This is a genomic window from Arthrobacter sp. TmtSoilC79, from assembly GCF_059739405.1.
This window is the reverse complement of record NZ_AP046051.1, coordinates 1,822,519-1,840,760: the sequence shown is the minus strand read 5'-3', so window position 1 is coordinate 1,840,760 and position 18,242 is coordinate 1,822,519. Positions and strand designations below refer to the sequence as shown.

The following is an 18,242-nucleotide window of genomic DNA, read 5'->3' as shown; positions in this document are numbered from 1 at the left end:
CTGCACAGTTTGTACTGTGCAGGACTTCTTTTTATGCCCAACTTGTACAAAGTGTTTCGTTTGAACTGTGCTGATTGCGCACAGCCACAATCGGTGACTAGGGTCACAACCATGACGACCAAACCCGTGCTGGCCGCCGTCGACGACGACGCGGCCCCGCTCACGCACCATCAACTCCGTGAGCTGTACACCTTGATGGCAGCAGTCCGGCACCTGGATACCTCAGCGGTCGCCTGGCAACGCCAAGGCATCATTCCCGGCTACGCCCCGGAGCTCGGCCAGGAAGCCGCACAGGTAGGCAGCGGCTATGCCGTGGACCGGACCCGCGATTTCGTTTTCCCCACATACCGTGAAATGGGCGTTGCCCGGGCCATGGGACTGGACATGGTGGGCTACATGTCCACCCACAAAGCCACCTGGCATGGCGGGATGTACAACCCCCTGGAATCACGGTTCGCCCCCATTCAGGCAGTGGTGGCAGGATCCGTGCTCCATGCAGTCGGCTGGGCCCACGGCCAGACCCTCACCGGCCCGGGAACAGACGGACTGGGGGTGGCCATGACCTACTTCGGCGACGGCGCTTCCTCCCAGGGCGACGTCCATGAGGCCATGAACTTCGCCGCTGTCTTCAAGGCCCCCGTGGTCTTCTTCGTGCAGAACAACGGGTGGGCCATCTCGGTCCCCACCGAACGCCAGGTGGCAGGCGGCTCCGTGGCCGCCCGCGCAGCCGGATACGGCATCCCGTCCCTGCAGGTAGATGGCAACGACGTCGTAGCCGTCTACGAAGCTACCCGTTCCGCTTTCGCCCACTGCCGCGCAGGGAACGGCCCGGTGGTCATTGAGGCCATGACCTACCGGCGCGGCCCTCACTCCACAGCGGACGACCCCGGCCGCTACCGCACCCTGGAGGAGGAACGCCTGGACGCCGGCGAGGATCCCCTGGAGCGCTTCAAACAGCGCCTGCTGGCCGAAGGAGTGGCCGATGAGGCCTTCTTCGCCGAGGCCCAGTCATTGGCCGAGCAGGAAGAAGAGGCAATCCGCGCCGGCATCGCGGACCTCGGCGCGCGTCCCGGCGCGGAAATGTTCAGCATGGTCTTCCAGGAGCCCACCCCCTCCCTTCAATCCCAGGCCACCGCGTGGCGCGAGGAGTCCGAACATGTCTGAGACCATCACCGGGCTGCACCCCAACGTGGACAGCACAGCCGGCGTCGAGCACCTGTCCATGCAACAGGCCCTCAACCGGGCATTGGACGAGCTCCTGGCCGAGAACGCCAGGACCATCATTTTCGGAGAGGACTGCGGCCGGCTGGGAGGCGTCTTCCGCATCACGGACGGCCTGCAGGCCAAGTACGGCGAGGACCGGGTGTTCGACACCCCGCTGGCCGAGTCGGGCATTTTAGGCATGTCCGTGGGCCTTGCCATGGCCGGCTTCCACCCCATTCCCGAGGTCCAGTTCGATGGCTTCGCCTATCCGGCCATCAACCAGATCATTTGCCAGATCGCCCGGATGAACTACCGCAGCCGGGGCACATTGCCCATGCCCATTACCCTGCGCGTGCCCAGCTTTGGCGGCATCCGAGCGCCCGAACACCACGGCGAAAGCCTTGAGGCACTCTTTGCCCATGTGCCCGGACTCAAAGTTGTCTCCCCCGCTACCCCGCACGACGCCTACCACCTGCTCAAGTACGCCGCCACCCGCCCGGATCCGGTGATCTTCATGGAGCCGAAGTCGCGCTACTGGCAAAAGGGGCCGGTGGACGTCACCACCGCGACTCCCGGTGAGGCAATCCACGACGGCGGCACCTCCGGCGGCAGCAGCCTCACCGGCGCCCGCGTGGCCAGGGAGGGCAAGCACCTCACGCTGGTGGCATGGGGCGCCATGGTGTCCCGATGCCTGCAGGTTGCTGAACTGGCCGCCGAGGACGGGATCGACGTCGAGGTCCTGGACCTGCGCTGGTTGAAGCCGATTGATGCAGAGGCCCTGGCGAGGTCCGTCGGAAAGACGCGGCGCGCCGTCGTCGTCCATGAAGCGCCGCTGACTTCCGGACTTGGCGCCGAGGTGGCCCAACTCATCACGCAGAGCTGTTTCGCAACGCTCAAGGCGCCGGTGGAGCGGGTCACCGGCTTTGACGTGCCCTATCCCTCCGGAGACCTGGAGGACGAATACATCCCCAACATCGACCGCATCCTCTTTGGGATCCAACGCGTACTGGAGTACCGCCGTGGCTGAAATTTCGTTCCCCCTCCCCGATCTCGGCGAGGGACTCATCGAAGCAACTGTGCTGGAGTGGCTGGTTGAACCCGGCCAGCAGGTGGAACGCAACCAAGCGATCGTGGAGCTTGAGACCACCAAATCGGCCCTCGAGTTGCCCAGCCCCCAGGCAGGTAAAGTGGTGCGTATTCACGGGGCGCCCGGTGAGACCATCAATGTGGGCGAGCCGCTGATCGTGTTCGAGGTTCCGGACGACACCGCCGGGATCGTGGGCACTGTTCCGAAGGACGAAGCACCCAAGCGCCGGGTCCGCCTGAGCGCCGTACTCGATGAGGACTGAGACCATGACCGGCAGGCACACCGTGGAACAACACCGGCACACCGTGGAGGGCACCGACCCCGGCCTGTTCGTGGCCGTGCATGAATCCGCCACTGACGCCGGCTTGCGCCCTGTCCTGCTGATCCATGGCTTCTCCTCTTCCAGCAAGCTGAACTGGGAGGACAGCGGCTGGATCACTGCCCTCCAGGACGCGGGCCGCCAGGTGATCGCCGTCGACCTGCCCGGCCACGGCCGGAGCCATTCCCCGGAGGATCTGGACTCATATACGCCCAGCCGCATTCGCGCGGACCTTCTGCAGATAGTGACCGACGCCGGTGCCCGGCCCCTGCGCGAGGGCGATCCGTCCACGGGACTGGACGTCATTGGCTACTCTCTGGGTTCACGGCTGGCCTGGGAATTTGGCGCCACCCAGCCGGACCTGGTCCACCGGATCGTCCTCGGTGGCCCAAGCTCAGCGGATCCTCTGGCTGCCTTCGACCTCGCGGCCGCCCAGCGGCACCTCTCCGACGGCACGCCTGTGGAGGACGCATCCACCGCAGGGCTGCTGAGGATGGCGCAAATGCTTCCCAGCAACAACCTGTTCGCCATGTTGTCCCTCATCGAAGCCGTGAAGGGAGAACCTTTCGATCCCGCCGAAGCAGCCCCGCATATGCCCCTGTTGTTGGTGGCCGGCGAAAAGGACGAACGGGCAGCCACCATGCCGGAGCTCGCGGCCATTGCCGGTAAGCGGGGCGGACTGGTGGAAACCCTGGTGATCCCCGGGCGGACCCACACCAACGTCATCACCAGCCGTGCGTTCAAGGAAGCCGCCATCGCGTTCCTTGGCGTCTGATCCGCGGGACAAGTTTGCGCAGGGTTGGCACTTCACACCCATGTTTGGGGAAAACATGGGTGTGAAGTGCCCACACGCGCGACTTCAACCACCGCGTAATCAGCGCGCCAGCCGCTCCGCGTTAAGGCTCATGCGCTCCAGCACGCTTAACGCCATGGCGTACTCGTCAATCCCGATGCCCATGGACAGGTCCTCTCGGGCGGCTTCAACAAACCGCTGGGCTTCATGGAACTTCTCCCGACCACGGTCACTAAGGACCAGCCGGTCATCAACCATGGTGATCATGCCCCGGCCAACCAACGCCGCGAGTTCCCTCTCCCGCATCCGGATATCGTTCCCCCATAAAGGGCGCAAGGTTTCCTCCAGCTGGTCCGGAAGCATCGCCCCCTCGGACAGAACGCTGAGGGTTTGCCACTGACGCCGGCTGAGCTTGATCCGGCCCAGGATGCTGTCCAGCTGGGCCTCCAACGCGGCGTCGAGCCTCTTGATCCAATATCCGATGGGCTTGTTCACAAGCCCATGCTTTCAGCGGATACGCCGCCGGGCAAGGTCTGGACGGTAGGCTTGGAACGGCAACGAATTACGTGGAAGTGGAGCAGATGGGCATGCGTTTCAAGGACCGCGCGGAAGCCGGTCGACGCCTGGCTGAAGCCCTCCCGCAACTCCGGGAGCAGCCGGACACCATAGTGCTGGGCCTGGCCCGCGGTGGCGTTCCCGTGGCCGCTGCGGCAGCAACCGCGTTGTACCTGCCCTACGGTGCCGTCCTGGTACGCAAGCTTGGCATCCCCGGCCGCGACGAGACCGCCTTCGGCGCCCTGGCGTGGTCACAAGGGGATGTTCTAAGGATCATCAACAGGCCACTGAAGGAACTTATCCTCGCCCACGGCATCTCCCAGTCCGCGCTGGATGCGGTGGAGGCACACGAACGGTCCGAGCTGCTCCGGCGTGCGCAGGCCTATCCTGGCACCGGGCACGATCTTCGCGGAAAGACGGTGGTGCTGGCCGACGACGGACTGGCCACCGGGGCCACCATGCGGGCGGCCGTGGAAGCTGTTCGTTCAGCCGGGGCACGCACGGTCATTGCCGCCGTGCCTGTCGCCTCATTGGAAGCCTCGACGTCGCTGGCCCGGGTCTGCGACTTTGTCATGGCATTGCACACACCCGGAAAGTTCCATGCTGTTGGCGCCTTCTACGAACACTTCGGGCAGTTGACCGACGCCGACGTCGTCAGTCGGCTGGAAGGTGCCGGGGCCGGCGGGCGCCCCTAGCCGCCGTCGTTCTCCAACGCACAAGCGGGTGCGGTCCGTTGTGGACCGCACCCGCTTTGCAGTTTCCCGAATTAGTGGTGGACGCTGTAGCCCAGCGGCCGGCCGCGGGTTTCCTTGGCGAGGATCACGCCCACAGCGGAGATGATGCACAGCCCCATGATGTACAAGCCCACCGAACCGGACCATTTGGTGGAGTCCAGGAGAGCCTGGGCGATAAGGGGTGCGAAGGCACCGCCCAGGATGGCACCCAGGGCGTACCCGATGGAGATGCCGGAGTAGCGGACCTGCGCCGGGAACATCTCGGCGTACATGGCGGACATTGGACCGTAGGACAGACCCAGGCCGATCGTCAGGACGAACAGGGCGGTTCCGTAGAGCACGATGTCCTTGGAATCGATCAACACGAACATTGGAATCATCCAGGCGAAAACCAATCCATAGCCGATCAGGAAGGTCTTGACGCGTCCGATCTTGTCCGACAACCAGCCACCCACCATGGTGAAGATGAGCCAGCCGAACGAGGCAACGGTGGTGGCGAGCAGAACCTGCGGGGTGGGCATCTTCAGCGTACGTGTGGCGTAGGAGATGAAGAAGGCAATCAGCAGGTACCCCGCGGCGTTGTTGGCAATGAAGATCAACGCGGCGAGAACAACTTCCTTCTTGTTCTTCCGGAAGAGCTCACCCAAGGGCGCCTTGCTTTCAGCCTTGCGCTGGGCAATCTCCTTGAAGACCGGGCTTTCACCGACGGCGCGGCGGATGAGGTAGCCCACCACGATCAGGACTACGGACAGCAGGAACGGCACACGCCATCCCCATGAGGCGAATTCTTCCTTGGACATGGCCGTCTGAAGGATGAACAGCAGGCCGGTGGCCAGGATCATGCCGATGGGCACACCGATCTGCGGGTAGGCGCCGAAGAGTCCGCGCTTTTTGACCGGTGCGTGCTCCACGGCCATGAGCGCGGCACCGCCCCACTCACCGCCTGCGGAGAAGCCCTGGACCACGCGGAGCGTGATCAGCAGGACCGGAGCCCAGACACCGATGGTGGCGTAGGTGGGCAGCAAGCCGATCAGGGCGGTGGCTGCACCCATCATGACCAGTGTCATGACCAGGACGGCTTTACGGCCCATCCTGTCGCCGAGGTGTCCGGCGACGAATGCCCCGAGGGGACGGAACAGGAAGCTGATGCCGATCGTGGCGAACGACAAGAGCTGGGCGACTCCGGGGTTGGACTTCTCCAAGGGAGAGAGGAACAACGGTGCCAACAGTGTTGCCGTGAGTTGGGCGAAGATGAAGAAGTCGTACCACTCAATGGTGGTGCCTACCAGCGTTCCGGCCAGTACCCGGCGCTCTTCGCGCTTACTGCTGGGTCCTGACTGGGAGTCGACAGTGGAAGTTGCGGTCATTGGAACTCCATGGGGTGAGAGTGACTGGTCGGCGTTTGACTTGCATTAACCGACAGAACGGTCAGTTAGGAAAGAATACTACATTCTGTGACCCAAAGCACAGCCCTCGGGAAGTTCGCACCAACATAGGATGGTTCGCATGAATCCCCGCAGCGATGTCCACCCTCCAACGGAAGCGGCGGCACAAGCACCGCCGTCGCAAACCTTGTCACGGGGAATCCGCGCCTTGGAGATCCTCGCGGCCGCCGACCATCCACTGACCATTGCCGAGCTCACCGAAGCGCTCGGGGTGCACCGCTCCGTGGCCTACCGGATTCTCCGGACCCTGGAGGACCATTCCCTCCTGGTGCGCGATGACTCCGGGCGGGTACAACCCGGGCCCGGGCTGGCAGTCCTTGCCAGTGGCGTCTCCCGGAACCTGCAAACCGCCGCGCTGCCGGAACTGACCCAACTCGCCAACACCTTGCACATGACGGCCTTCGTGGCCGTCTGGGACCATCAAGAGTGCGTCACCCTGGTCACCGTTGAACCGCGGCACGCCGGCGCTGCGCTGGCCCAGCACCCCGGAAGCCGCCACCCGGTCAGTACCGGCGCGCCCGGAATCGCCATTCAATCCACCATGACCGAAGAACGCTGGCAGCAGATGGGCGCCGGAAACCCCTACCGCCCCGAAGCCCATCAGGCGCGCCGCCTGGGCTACGCCACCAGCCACGACGAAGTCATCGCCGGACTGTCCTCTATTGCCGCCCCCATCAGGGTCCCCGGCGGACGGCCCGCCGCGATCGCCGTCGTCTATATCCGCCTGGACCAAGACCCTGACGCCGTTGGCCAAGCACTGGCGGCCAGTGCGGCACGCATTGAGAGCCAGCTGGCTTGAACCTTTCCTTGCAGGTCAAGTGGCGTGCCCCACAGCACAAGACCGGCAGCAACGGGAACTGAATACTCGAAAGAAGGACCGGACATGCCGTCCGGTCCTTCTTTCGAGCCCGAGAAGGAACCCATGAGCCTGAATCTCCTAGACACCTCCAACTGGCTGCCGTTGGACGGCCTGGCCCCCGGCTTCGACGCCAACAAGGCGCCCACCGTGCAGGACCTGGCAGGAAAGCAGTTCTCCCTCAGCAATGACGGCGGCCCCATGACGTTCAGCTTCGATGACGAAGAAGTTCAGTGGGCTGCGGCCGGCCAGTCAGGAACCGCACCCTATGAGGCCTTCCTGGTGGCCGAGGAACTGTACTACGTCCAATGGCAGAGCACCCAGGATCCCGGACTCGCCGTTTCCCTGGTCCTGGACCTGCTGCACGGCAGGGCGCTGTACATTGGTGCCGCACTGGGCAGGGCAACAGCGTCGAGTGTGGCCGTCCAGCACGATTTCCGCCCCGGGACGCTCGATGGCCACCATCCCACGGGGGCCGAAATTTCAGAAAGCAACGCACTCATTGGGCGGCGGGTTGAATGGGTCTACAGCGAATCCCACGCCTATGAGCACATCTACCTCAGCCCCACCTGGTACACCTGGCAATGCCTGGCAGGTCCCGAGCGCGGATTGGCGGACACGGACTCCAACACCGTCTTTCAGATCCGCCCCGGAATCTTCGTCTTCACGTGGCGCGAGAAAGTCATACCGTGCGGATCGGTGACCATTGCGGACCACCGTGATCCCCATGCCATCCGGTCCCACGGCAGCCTCTTCGGTTGGGACGAGGCGGGCATCGCGCCGGTGCACTTCACTTTCGGCGCCCACGGCCGGCTGATCAGCATCAGCCGGCACAGCCCCGGGCTCAACCCGGCGATGGGAATCTAGCTCCACGGAAACAGGACAAGGAAGCCCCGGCGGGCGAAACACCCGCCGGGGCTTCCTTCTGGATCAACGACAGTTCTCAGTCTTCGGAGCCATGGCCGATCCGGGCGTACAGTGCAGGCTGCGAGCGCCGGAGACGCAGGCCCCAGATGAGTCCAACAACTCCGGGCAGCAGCACCAGCATCGGCAGGACAAACGAGGCGGCCGTTGACTCGGTTTGCCCCAGCAAGACGTTGAAGTTGGCCATGATGAGCACAAAGACGATCGCCAGGAGCACGAACCCCAGGCCGGGAGCGATCACCCTGACCCACAGGCTTGCCCCGTGCTGCTGGCGGCGGAAGAATCCGATCACTGCCACAGAGACCACGGCCATCAACAGCACAAGCCCCATGGCACCACTGTTGGTGAGCCAGGTAAACATGGTCAGGACGGGATACAGCTCGCCCATTTCCGAGCCGGAGCCGGCAATGGCAAAGGCAATGGTTACGACGACGGCAATTACCGTCTGTGCCAGCGAACCGGCAAAGGGTGCCCCGCTGGCGGCCCGCACCTTGGCCAGCGCCGACGGCAGGACACGCTCTCGTCCAAGGGAGAAGAAGTAGCGGGCTACGGCGTTGTGGAAGCTGACGAGTGCGGCGAAGAGGCTGGTGACAAAGAGGATCTGGGCAATGTCGCTGAGCAGGACGCCGCCATGGGTGCCCAGGAAGGCGAAGATCATGTCAGGCCCATTGGTGGTGGCCGCCTCAATCACAGCGGAGGGGCCGGCGCCTACGGTCATGGCCCAAGCGGAGATTGCGTAGAAGACAGCGATGATGCCAACGGCCGAGAAGGTTGCCCGGGCCACGGTGCGTTTGGGGTCCTTGGCCTCTTCACCGTAGATGGCCGCGGATTCGAAACCCATGAAGGCGGCAATACCGAAGGAGAGGACTGCTCCAACCCCGGGAACGAACAGGCTTTCGGGGCTGAAGGTTGCTGCGCTGATGCCTTCGGGCGCTACTGCGAGGCTGATGACGTCGTAGGCAATGACCACCAGGAACTCCAGGGCGACCAGGACGCCCAGCACCTTGGCGGACAGATCCACCCTGTTCACTCCCAGCCATCCGACGATTGCGATGCACACCAGCACAGGAATCCACCACGGCACGCTGATACCAAGCCTCGCGGACAACAGCGATGAGACGGTGAAGCCGAACAAGCCGTAGATGCCCACTTGCATAAGGTTGTAGGCCATGAGGGCAATCAGTGATGCCCCCACACCAGCCGGCCTGGAAATGCCTTGGGCAATGTAGGCGTAGAACGCCCCGGCGTTGGTGACGTAGCGGCTCATTGCGGCGTAACCGACAGCGAACAAAGCCAGGATTGCGCCCAGGATCAGGAAGGACAGTGGGACACCGGTGACCCCGGTAACAGCGAAGGTGGTGGTTACTCCACCCGCAAGCACGGTCAGCGGTGCCGAGGCCGCGATAATCATGAAGGTTACTGCCGGTACGCCCAGACGCCTCCTGGTGCCTACGGCTCCAGCGGCCTTGCCTTTGACGGGGTTGTCCACGCTCATAGTGTGCTCCTGCCTCGGTGCCACGGGAGATTGCGCGGCACGATGTCTGTCATTCCGCAATCTTCCACCGCATGGTCCCTGCGTGACTTGTCTCACACGGCAGGGTGTTTGTCGGAGCACGCAAGCACGGACGCACGGGGCGCCCGGTGTAGAATCGTGGGCAAGCTCACGTCCGCACAACCGGGCATTCCCGGCATCAGTGGCAGCGGCGCCGCGGGCCACTTAGAAGGAGTTCGATGACCGTCGCGGCTGATACGGGCCCCGCAACCGTGGAAACCATCGTGGCGGAGTCGTTCCAGGAGTGGAGCAAGGCGATCTCCACCTCCTTTGTGCCACTGCTGGCAACGGGTCCGGTCAGTTCCTCGTTCCAGGCAGCGTCCTTCCACGGAACAATGCGGGCACGCGTGCTGGGACAAATCTCCGTAGTGGAAATTACCGCCGGTCCCCACACTGTCCAGCGCACACCGGAACTGATTGCCAAGTCAGCAGGACGCTTCTTCAAACTCAGCATCCAATTGGCGGGATCGGGCCGCCTGGTTCAGGACGAACGCGAGGCCGTGCTGCTCCCCGGCGATCTCTCCATCTACGACACCTCCCGCCCGTACCAACTAACGTTCGACGACGACTTCCGCACTTTGGTGCTCATGTTCCCGCACGTCCTGCTGGACTTGCCCGCTGAAGCGATGGGACATGTGACGGCCTTGCGCATTCCGGGCGATGAGGGCCTGGGCGAACTCATCAGCCCCTTCCTGGTCAAGCTGGCCGATAACCTCGAAGCCCTCTCCGGCACCAACGGGCTCCGGTTGGTCCACAACGCCCTGGACCTGGTCACCACGCTTTTCAACGGTGAACTCGATCAACTGATCGAGACAGGGAGGGATCCGCACCTGCTGCTGTTGGGCCGAATCCATGACTACATCGAGGCCAACCTCGGTGACCCCGAGCTCTCCCCCGGGACCATTGCCGCTGCCCATTACATTTCCACGCGGCATCTGCACGACCTCTTCCAGGAAATCGGGACCACGGTGGCGTCCTCCATCCGGCAACGGCGACTGGAACGTTGCCGGCGGGACCTCAGGGATCCGGTGCTGGCGGATCGAGCTGTCACGGCAATCGCGGCGCGGTGGGGCTTCACCGATGCCGCCCATTTCAGCCGCATCTTCCGCGCAGCTTTCGGGAATTCCCCCACCGGATACCGCAGCGAACCCCGGTAGCTGGAGTTACGCCTGAGGCCTGCTTTTCATCACCAAGGATGTCAGGACGCCGAGCACCAGAAGGCCCGCCGCGGCTGCCATCGAAACCACGAAGGCCGCACCGGGCCCCTGTGTCTGGGCCAATTGCCCCGCCAGGTAGGCACCTAACGCGGTACCTGCAACGATTCCACTTGCCAGGGCCGTCATGACTGTGGCCATGCGACCCGCCGGCGCCACCACTCCGCCGATGCTGAACACGGTGACCATCACCGGGCCCACGGGAATACCCAGGATCAGCAAGACAAAGACCATTGGCCAGATACCGGCGGGCAACAGGAGCAGGAACGACAATGCTGACATCGCAAGTGCAGCCGCGACCCAACGGGAGGCCAAGCTGAACCGTTGCGGCCAAAAGGCTACGGACAGAGCCGCCACAGCGGAACTCAGACCCATCACGGCATACAAAAGACCTGCGATCTCGGCCGTTGCGTACTGCGCTGAATAGGCGCTCAGCGCGTTTTGGGTCGCCCCGAAAAAGGTACCCATGCACACCATGGCAAGGACCGGAACGGCCACTACTGCTCCAGCCCAACGGTTGCGCCGCTGCGGACCCGTTTGCGCAGCCCCATCACCGGAAGGCACGACGCCGGGCGCCGGCTTGCGGGGTGCGGGAACCACTGCATGCTGGCTGGGGTGGACGGCGAAAGCCGGCACCAATGTGATGGTCATGACCGCTGCCAGGGCCAGTGGCAGCCACGGCGCCACCATGCTGGCCAGGACACCCACCAACGCAGGTCCGAGGACGAACGTCACTTCGTCAGCGGTGCCCTCATAGGACAACGCGGTATCCAGATCGGCACGGTTTGATGCCACGCTCTTGCTTCCACTGGTGGCCGAGGGGGAAAGGTTGCGGGTGGTCAGTGCCATCCAGCGGACCCTTGCCATCGGACCAACCTGCGGGCAGCTCGCACCGGCCATGAAAGCCGCCACCAGGACGACTGCGGCATCACCTGCCGAACCGTAGGCCGGGGTGAGGTACGCCGCGGCAAGCAATCCGGCAACAGCCAATGCGTTGATGACCGCGGCCACGAGAAGCACTATCCGCTGACCTGCGCGATCAGCCAGGGAACCAAGGACCGGCGCGCCAAGGGCAGAACCGATGCCAACAGCCCCGGCAGCCATGCCGCCAATGGCGTAGGACTGGCTGACGGCGGTGACCAGTGTCAGGGTTCCGACGGTGAGCATGGCCAGGGGAAGCCGGGCGAAGAGGCCCAAGGGCAGGAAACCAGGTCCTGCCAACTCGGGAAGCCGCGCGAAACGGCCAGGCAGGCGTGATGGGCGTGAGGTCGCAGAAGGGAGGGGCTGGGAGGCCACTGAAGATTTTTCCATTAATCCGGGTTCGCTAAAGGATGCGCATCGTCCCTCCTCCCGATGCGCGCGACCCGGTGTAACGGGTTAAGTCTATCGGATATGTCCTAGGCCGGCACCGCTTCAGCGATGCGCACCGTGGATCCGTGCCGGCCTTTGACTACTTGCACCTGGCTGGTGATGCGTTGCTTCATCTCGGCCACGTGGCTTACCAGGCCAACAACCCTGCCTCCATCACGCAGTCCTTCCAAAGCATCCATCACTTGCTCCAGTGCTTGCTCGTCGAGGCTGCCGAAGCCTTCATCGACGAACAGCGTCTCAATATCCACGCCACCGGCCTCCTGCTGGACAACATCGGCAAGGCCGAGGGCAAGGGACAGCGAGGCCATGAAAGACTCCCCGCCGGAAAGGGTCGAGGTGTCGCGGTGCTGGCCGGTCCACTCATCCACCACTTCCAGACCCAGTCCCGACTTCGCACCCCGTGCTGCCTTGGCGTCAGTGTGCTGCAACGTGTATCGGCCATCGCTCATGGCGACAAGCCGCTCCGAGGCGGCGATGGCCACTTGTTCCAGTCGCGCGGCCAGAACATACGTGTTCAGGCTCATCCGGTAACTGTTGTCACCGGCTCCCCGCACCGTGTCTGCCAACTCTGCCAGCAGCCGGGCCTTTTTCCGCGGCTCCTTGCCCGACTGGGCGAGCACCCCGTACTCAGCCCTGAGCCGGACAACAGCTTGGACCGACTTTCCAGCCAACCCTGCTGCAACGGCGGCCTCACGTGCTTTGTCGGCAGCCTCGGCAGCCAACTGTTCCAGGCCGTCAAGTTCCGCCTCTGGCAGGGGAAGCTCGCCAATGCCCGCTTCCTTCGCGGCCAGGACCAGGTCCTCACCGGCAAACAGCTCGTCGAGCCGGGAAGACTCAGCGTCGAAATCGGTGAGGTCCTTTTCAAGGCCAACAACATCGGCCGGCGGCAGGAGTTCACGACGTGCTTCCTCCGCAGACCCGAATCCGGATTCCGGCAACGCGCGGTCAAGGGAGGCAAAGGCATCCGCCTGCGATTGTGCTGCGCTTTCGATGTCCCGATCAGCATCAGCGGCCTGCTGCAGCAGAGTGCGTTCAGCCGACAGGGCCTCCAACCTTTCGCGCAGGCTCTTGAAGCCACCCCTCAAGCCGGAGAGTTCGGTTTCCAGTTCAGTGAGTTGTTCCTCGAACAACCCCACCTCGGAAGCTGCCTGGGCAGCGGCCGAGAGGGAGCCGGCGCGTTCTTCCTCCACCAGTGCGATGCGCCGGTCAAGGGACTTGTGACGGCTCCGCAGCACCTCCAAGGAAGCTTCTGCCTTTCGGGCCTCCGAGAGGGCCTTCCTGGCATCCTCACGCTTCGTCCCGGCGTCGGCGGCGTCCGCAGAGCCTCCTTGTGCTTTCAGGCCGGCGAGAACCTGGGCTGCCGCGGAGACCTGCTCTGCAAGCTTGGCCTCGGCTTTCTCGCAGGTATCGAAAAGCTCCTTCAGCTCTTCCTCTTCCTGGGCGAGCGAGAGGGCCGAACGTACTGCGGCAGCTGGGTTAGGGTGGTCCGTGCTGCCGCATACGGCACATGGCGAACCGTCTTCCAAGGCTGCTGCCAGCTCTCCCGCCGCATTGGCAAGGCGCAACTCCCTCAGATCGAGCCACTGCTGGCGGGCATCCTGGGATACGGTCCGGGCACGGAGATGTTTCCCGGTGATGTCCTCCAAATCTTCGGCAGCAGTGGCGTGGCGGGCCACAATCTCCACCAGTTCGGTGGCCGCCGCAGCTTCCCTTTCCAGCTCTGCCAGCTTCCCTGCTACAGGTTCGAGGACCGTAATCTGCGACTCCACATCAGCCGCTTCGTCGCGAAGCTGGTCCAATGCGGAGCGTGCCGCTTCAGCTGCAGCAGCATGTTCGGCCGACGCTGCGCGTTTGGCTGAAAGCCGTGTTGCGATACCTTCCAGGCGCTGCTCATCGGGAAGACGTGCCTCCAGCACGGCGCAACTTGCCTTGACGCTCTCCAGGGATGTGGCAGGGTTCTGGGGGTCAATACCGGCTGCGTCCAATTTTGCGCGAATACCGGCCGCTAGCCCAGCGACAGCCTCGACTTTGCGGGCTGCCGAATCCACGGCATCCAATTGGCCGCTAAGAACGGCGGCACGCCGATGCCGGCCGAGCCTTTCCCTGTTCTCCTGCGCGCGGGGAGCGGCCAACTCCAAAAGGACCCGCCGCTGCATCGCAGCGGCGAGACGCCCGTGGCGCGCAGCCTTGTCCTGTGCTTCCACGGCTTTGGCTGCGAGTCGCGTGGCCAAAAACCCGGCTTCTGCGGCATGGTCCTGACGGCGCTGCCACTCGGCCGTGGCTTCGTCCTCAACCCCGGCCAGCCATTCCTCGGGATCTTGCCCTGCGACGATGGTGGCAGAGGCACCTTCGGAATCCCCCGTCCCGGCCTGGGTTGTCCCCAGCTGTTGCCGTTCGGCGGCAACCCTGTCCAACAGCATGGTCAGTTCCGCTGTGTTCTCCTGGACGGCCCCGGCAGCGAGAACGGCCTGCCGTGCCAGATGGCGCTCAACAGCTTCAAAGCGCTGGGTGCCGAACAGTTTTTGGAGCAGTTCCAATCGGTCCCCTGCCTTGGACCGGAGGAAGGCGGCAAAATCACCTTGTGGCAGCATGACTACCCTGGTGAATTGCTCCCGGTCCATTCCCAGGACGTCGGAAAGCTCGGCCCCTACTTCATCATTCCTGGAGGATTTCTCTTCCCAGGTGCCCTTCACCCTTTCACGGAGCAGCGTCTTGGCCTGTTGCGTGGTGAAGCCGTTGCGCCCACGGGCGCTGGGCCGATCCCACGCGGGCGAGCGCGTTACTTCGAAACGCCTTCCACGAGCGGAGAACTCACACACCACGCGTGGTTCCGCGCCCGGGGCCGCGTGGTCGCTGCGGAGCCTTTTTCCTTCCTGCCGTGCACCCGGGACGGAGCCGTAGAGGGCAAAACAGATGGCATCCAGGATGCTGGTTTTCCCGGCACCGGTAGCGCCGTTCAGCAGGAAGAGGCCCTGGGCACTCAGTTGGTCGAAGTCGATGTGCTGGGGCGTGGCAAAGGGACCGAAGGCTTCGATGTCCAAACGATGGATTCTCACAGCTCCGCTTCCTCCAATCGCACAGCTTCAAGGGCTTCCTTGAGGGCGGTTTCCTCGGCCTCGCCTGAAGCGCGTCCCCGGACATGTTCCAGGAAGCCGCAGCAGACGTCGAGGTCGTCTTCGGCCTCGGCGAGCCGACTGCTGTAGCTGGTCTTGGCCACGGCTTCGCCGCCTTCGGGGTCGAAGGCCAGAACCAAGGTGTCGGGGAAACGGGTTCGCACCCTCTCCATCGCCTGGGCGGGGCGTTGTACATCCGTCAACGTGATCTGGCAGTAAGCAGCTTCCGCCCATGCATGCTCCCCTGACGCCATCAGGTCATCCAGCGTGCCGCGCAGGATGGCCAACGGTTTGGGAGCTTCCCACAAAACCTCGTCGACCTTCACTGCACCGTCGGCGTCGATGTCCACCAGCCAGGCGCCCTTGCGGTGCTTGGCCTCGGAGAAAGAGTAGGCCAGCGGCGAACCTGAGTATCGGACGTTCGGCGCAAGTTCCTGGCGGCCATGAAGGTGCCCCAGTGCGGTGTAGGCGAAGCCCTCAAAAAGATCCAATGGAACAGCCCCCAGTCCGCCGATGCTGAGGTCCCTCTCGCTGTCCGAGGTGATGCCTCCGCTGGCGAAAGTGTGGGCGAGGACTACAGGGTGGACCGGTCCGTTTTCCCGGCGGCGCTCCACATCACGCCGAATGCGTTCCACAGCCTCCAAGGTGACATCGAAGTGGTTGGCAGTTTCGACGCCCATCCGTTCAGCCACCAGCCGGGGCTCCAGATAGGGAATCCCGTAAATGGCCACGTCCCCGCTGCCAGGGTCCGGCCCCAATGGCATGACCACCGGCACGTCCAGGTCCTCAACCCGGGTCCGGAGGTGCACTCCCCCACGCTCCAACAGCCGGGAAGCGAAGCCCAACCGGATGGCGGAGTCGTGGTTGCCGCTGGTCAAAACCACGGCGGCACCTGCATGGGAGATCCGGACCAAGGCATCATCGAGGAGTTTCACCACGTCAAGGCCCGGCAAAGCGCGGTCATAGACATCACCTGCGATCAGGACGACGTCAACGGATTTGGCCTGGACAACCGATACCAATTGGTCCACGAAGTCGCGCTGGGCTTCAAGCATGCCAACGCCGTGAAATGACCGGCCGAGGTGCCAATCCGAAGTGTGAAGTAACCGCATAATCCCAAGTTAACCGGGGGCACCGACAATAAAGCGGAGGCGGGCCGTCCGGCGTCGATCCTGTCCGGCAGTCAGCCCTTTTTACCGTCGAAGAAATCACGGGCATCATCTGCGGCGGCAGCAGGGGCAGGTGCCGGGCTGACCGTGTTCTTGCCCGGCGAAGTGTCCTGGACCTTGGCATCAGCGGTTTCCGCCGCCTCTACCGTCACATCCTGGTCGGTATCGAATTCATCGTGGACTCCGTCAGCAGCGTCTGCCTGCTCATCCGTGGTCCCGGCACCGTTGGCGGCGGTAAGGCCCTGGAAACCACGGAAGACGAGACCGGCCAGCGCCGCGCCCATCAGCGGTGCCACCCAGAAGAGCCACAGGCCCTCAATGGCCCAAGGTGAACTGAAGAAAGCCTGGGCCGTTGCCCGTGCGGGGTTGAAGGGAAGGTTGCCCAGGACCTGCCCCAGCTGGAGCAGCACCACCATGGCAAGGCCTACGGCGAAGGGAGCCACTGCGGGAACAGCCCGGCGGCCGGCGGTCGCTCCGAGGAAAACCGCAACAAGCAGGGCAGAACCAAGGATTTCAACCATCAGGACCCCCGCCATCTGCGTTTGGGCCGGCGCGTGCTCCCCGAAGCCGGGAGCCACCACGTCGAAGGCAGCGCGGGCGTTCGTCAGCACGGGGACGGTGGTCACCACGAAGTACACGAGGGCAGCACCAGCGATGCTTCCAACGATCTGGGCCGCCAGGTAGGCCACTGCAGCGATGGCCCGGATCCGGCCCGCTACCAGGTTGCCGAGGGTGATGGCCGGATTGAAGTGGCCACCGGACACATGCCCGAAGGCCAGCATGGCAACTGTCACTGTCAGGCCTGCCGCCAGGGCAACCGGGACAGGTGCCCCGCCCGGGTTGGAGAAAATCCCGACTCCCACCGCCACCACCACAATGAACATCGATCCCAATGCCTCAGCCGACAAGCGGGCAAAAAGCCCCGGTTGGGGTTCGGAAGTGGCCTGAACAGGAGAGGTCATGTCGAATGTGTCCTTAACGTTGGTCAGGGAGGCGTCCCGGCCGGCCCCGAAGCGTGCTGCGCGCACTTGTCCAGTGCTGCTTGCTGCCCGGCGCATCCTTGGCGCAGGTACGCCGTTTGGAAGTCCAAAGCTCTGAGCATTGTGCCAGCCGAGTCTGGGCGGTTGCTGAATCCTGCCTTCGAGCTTAGCCGCCCAAAGCTATGGCGGCGATCGCCGTTCCACCAAGGCACACCACGGCCACGGTGCTGACCAGGACCAACTGCGGGGAAGCAGCGGCGTTCCCGGCCTGGAGCTGGCGTGATCGAATCCACACCACGGAGGCGAGGACGACGGTGGCAAGAGCTGACATGAGCGCACAGAGGCCTTGGTAGTCAAGCCCCGGGAGCCCGGGGGCAAGGGTGCCCGTGGACGGCTCCGACGTCAACCAACTCCGCCAAATGAAAAGGTCCACCACCACCAGGGAGATCAGGGTCCGGCGCCACGCCAGCGTGGTCCGCTCCGGTTGAAGGCCGGGATCGCGGACGTCGGCACTCAAGGGATGTCCTTTATCACCGGGCCACCAGGATCAGTACCGCGAAGGCGAAGGCTGCCAAGGCAACCACTATGGTCATGAACAACATGACACGGGAGAAGGGAAGCGCTTGGTCGTTGCGCATTGCCGCTTCCATGTGCCCCCACCGGCGGTAGGACAAGGCGGCCAAACCTGCGCCGACCAATGCCAAAAGGACGCAAAGGACCAGCCGGACCGGAGCCGGCGCGATGTTGGGAGCCAGCTGGTCAACTGCTACGGCGCCGGCAAGCAGGGCCAGGGAGGTACGGATCCAGGCGAGGAAAGTGCGTTCGTTGGCAAGCGAGAACCGGTAATCAGGTGTCTTGCCGGATCGTCGCCAAGCAGGTTCACGCACGCAGGTTCCTCCAAGGTTTCATCGGTGCCGGGCAGCTTCC

17 protein-coding genes are annotated in these 18,242 nt (G+C 64.0%); 8 read left to right on the top strand and 9 right to left on the bottom strand.

What is annotated here, in order from left to right:
• The first annotated feature begins 111 nt into the window (after nucleotides 1-111).
• Genes AC6JA3_RS08545 through AC6JA3_RS08530 form a run of 4 tightly spaced genes read left to right on the top strand, consistent with a single transcriptional unit; the run spans nucleotide 112 to nucleotide 3,384 of the window.
• Nucleotides 112-1,164, top strand: coding sequence for a thiamine pyrophosphate-dependent enzyme (locus AC6JA3_RS08545; protein WP_051420653.1), 1,053 nt, complete (start codon nucleotides 112-114; stop codon nucleotides 1,162-1,164).
• The gene (locus tag AC6JA3_RS08540) at nucleotides 1,157-2,230 is read left to right on the top strand and encodes an alpha-ketoacid dehydrogenase subunit beta (protein ID WP_347783225.1); all 1,074 of its coding nucleotides are present in this window, start codon (nucleotides 1,157-1,159) and stop codon (nucleotides 2,228-2,230) included. Before AC6JA3_RS08545 ends, AC6JA3_RS08540 begins: the two co-directional genes overlap by 8 nt.
• Nucleotides 2,223-2,552 carry a biotin/lipoyl-containing protein gene (locus AC6JA3_RS08535; protein WP_026540188.1) on the top strand — a complete coding sequence of 110 codons (330 nt, stop codon included), beginning with the start codon at nucleotides 2,223-2,225 and terminating at the stop codon, nucleotides 2,550-2,552. The genes AC6JA3_RS08540 and AC6JA3_RS08535 overlap by 8 nt, the downstream gene beginning before the upstream one ends.
• A gap of 4 nt (nucleotides 2,553-2,556) precedes the next feature.
• A complete protein-coding gene (locus tag AC6JA3_RS08530) occupies nucleotides 2,557-3,384 on the top strand; it encodes an alpha/beta fold hydrolase (RefSeq protein ID WP_347783224.1) in 828 nt (275 codons plus the stop codon).
• Nucleotides 3,385-3,483: 99 nt separating this feature from the next.
• Here AC6JA3_RS08530 and AC6JA3_RS08525 read toward each other — a convergent pair whose 3' ends face one another.
• Complete coding sequence (locus AC6JA3_RS08525) at nucleotides 3,484-3,897, bottom strand: winged helix DNA-binding protein (protein ID WP_347783223.1); 414 nt, start codon at nucleotides 3,895-3,897, stop codon at nucleotides 3,484-3,486.
• Between the two features lie 86 nt (nucleotides 3,898-3,983).
• Between AC6JA3_RS08525 and AC6JA3_RS08520 the strand changes: the two genes are divergently transcribed.
• Entirely contained in the window at nucleotides 3,984-4,652 is a 669-nt protein-coding gene (locus tag AC6JA3_RS08520; protein WP_347783648.1) for a phosphoribosyltransferase, read from the top strand.
• Nucleotides 4,653-4,723: 71 nt separating this feature from the next.
• Here AC6JA3_RS08520 and AC6JA3_RS08515 read toward each other — a convergent pair whose 3' ends face one another.
• Entirely contained in the window at nucleotides 4,724-6,058 is a 1,335-nt protein-coding gene (locus AC6JA3_RS08515; protein ID WP_223943304.1) for an MFS transporter, read from the bottom strand.
• Nucleotides 6,059-6,188: 130 nt separating this feature from the next.
• Here AC6JA3_RS08515 and AC6JA3_RS08510 point away from each other — a divergent pair, with 130 nt between their 5' ends.
• Nucleotides 6,189-6,935: an IclR family transcriptional regulator gene (locus tag AC6JA3_RS08510; protein ID WP_035760506.1), complete on the top strand. Its 747-nt coding sequence runs from the start codon at nucleotides 6,189-6,191 to the stop codon at nucleotides 6,933-6,935.
• 123 nt (nucleotides 6,936-7,058) lie between these two features.
• Entirely contained in the window at nucleotides 7,059-7,859 is an 801-nt protein-coding gene (locus AC6JA3_RS08505; protein ID WP_223943305.1) for a MoaF C-terminal domain-containing protein, read from the top strand.
• Nucleotides 7,860-7,935: 76 nt separating this feature from the next.
• Here the strand turns inward: AC6JA3_RS08505 and AC6JA3_RS08500 are convergent, their stop codons facing one another.
• Nucleotides 7,936-9,411 carry an APC family permease gene (locus AC6JA3_RS08500; protein ID WP_026540181.1) on the bottom strand — a complete coding sequence of 492 codons (1,476 nt, stop codon included), beginning with the start codon at nucleotides 9,409-9,411 and terminating at the stop codon, nucleotides 7,936-7,938.
• A gap of 236 nt (nucleotides 9,412-9,647) precedes the next feature.
• Between AC6JA3_RS08500 and AC6JA3_RS08495 the strand changes: the two genes are divergently transcribed.
• Nucleotides 9,648-10,625, top strand: a complete 978-nt coding sequence (locus tag AC6JA3_RS08495) for an AraC-like ligand-binding domain-containing protein (RefSeq protein WP_026540180.1) — start codon at nucleotides 9,648-9,650, stop codon at nucleotides 10,623-10,625.
• Nucleotides 10,626-10,631: 6 nt separating this feature from the next.
• On the opposite strand, the gene AC6JA3_RS08490 is transcribed toward AC6JA3_RS08495, so the two are convergent.
• The 6 genes from AC6JA3_RS08490 to AC6JA3_RS08465 form a co-directional block, all read right to left on the bottom strand.
• The gene (locus AC6JA3_RS08490) at nucleotides 10,632-11,993 is read right to left on the bottom strand and encodes an MFS transporter (protein ID WP_091550199.1); all 1,362 of its coding nucleotides are present in this window, start codon (nucleotides 11,991-11,993) and stop codon (nucleotides 10,632-10,634) included.
• Nucleotides 11,994-12,079: 86 nt separating this feature from the next.
• Complete coding sequence (locus tag AC6JA3_RS08485; RefSeq protein WP_497920072.1) at nucleotides 12,080-15,109, bottom strand: AAA family ATPase; 3,030 nt, start codon at nucleotides 15,107-15,109, stop codon at nucleotides 12,080-12,082.
• The gene (locus tag AC6JA3_RS08480) at nucleotides 15,106-16,278 is read right to left on the bottom strand and encodes an exonuclease SbcCD subunit D (RefSeq protein WP_497920071.1); all 1,173 of its coding nucleotides are present in this window, start codon (nucleotides 16,276-16,278) and stop codon (nucleotides 15,106-15,108) included. Before AC6JA3_RS08480 ends, AC6JA3_RS08485 begins: the two co-directional genes overlap by 4 nt.
• A gap of 71 nt (nucleotides 16,279-16,349) precedes the next feature.
• A complete protein-coding gene (locus AC6JA3_RS08475) occupies nucleotides 16,350-17,297 on the bottom strand; it encodes an aquaporin (protein ID WP_347783220.1) in 948 nt (315 codons plus the stop codon).
• A gap of 184 nt (nucleotides 17,298-17,481) precedes the next feature.
• Complete coding sequence (locus tag AC6JA3_RS08470; protein ID WP_026540175.1) at nucleotides 17,482-17,832, bottom strand: DUF202 domain-containing protein; 351 nt, start codon at nucleotides 17,830-17,832, stop codon at nucleotides 17,482-17,484.
• Between the two features lie 13 nt (nucleotides 17,833-17,845).
• A complete protein-coding gene (locus tag AC6JA3_RS08465; protein ID WP_026540174.1) occupies nucleotides 17,846-18,202 on the bottom strand; it encodes a YidH family protein in 357 nt (118 codons plus the stop codon).
• Between the last annotated feature and the right edge of the window lie 40 nt (nucleotides 18,203-18,242).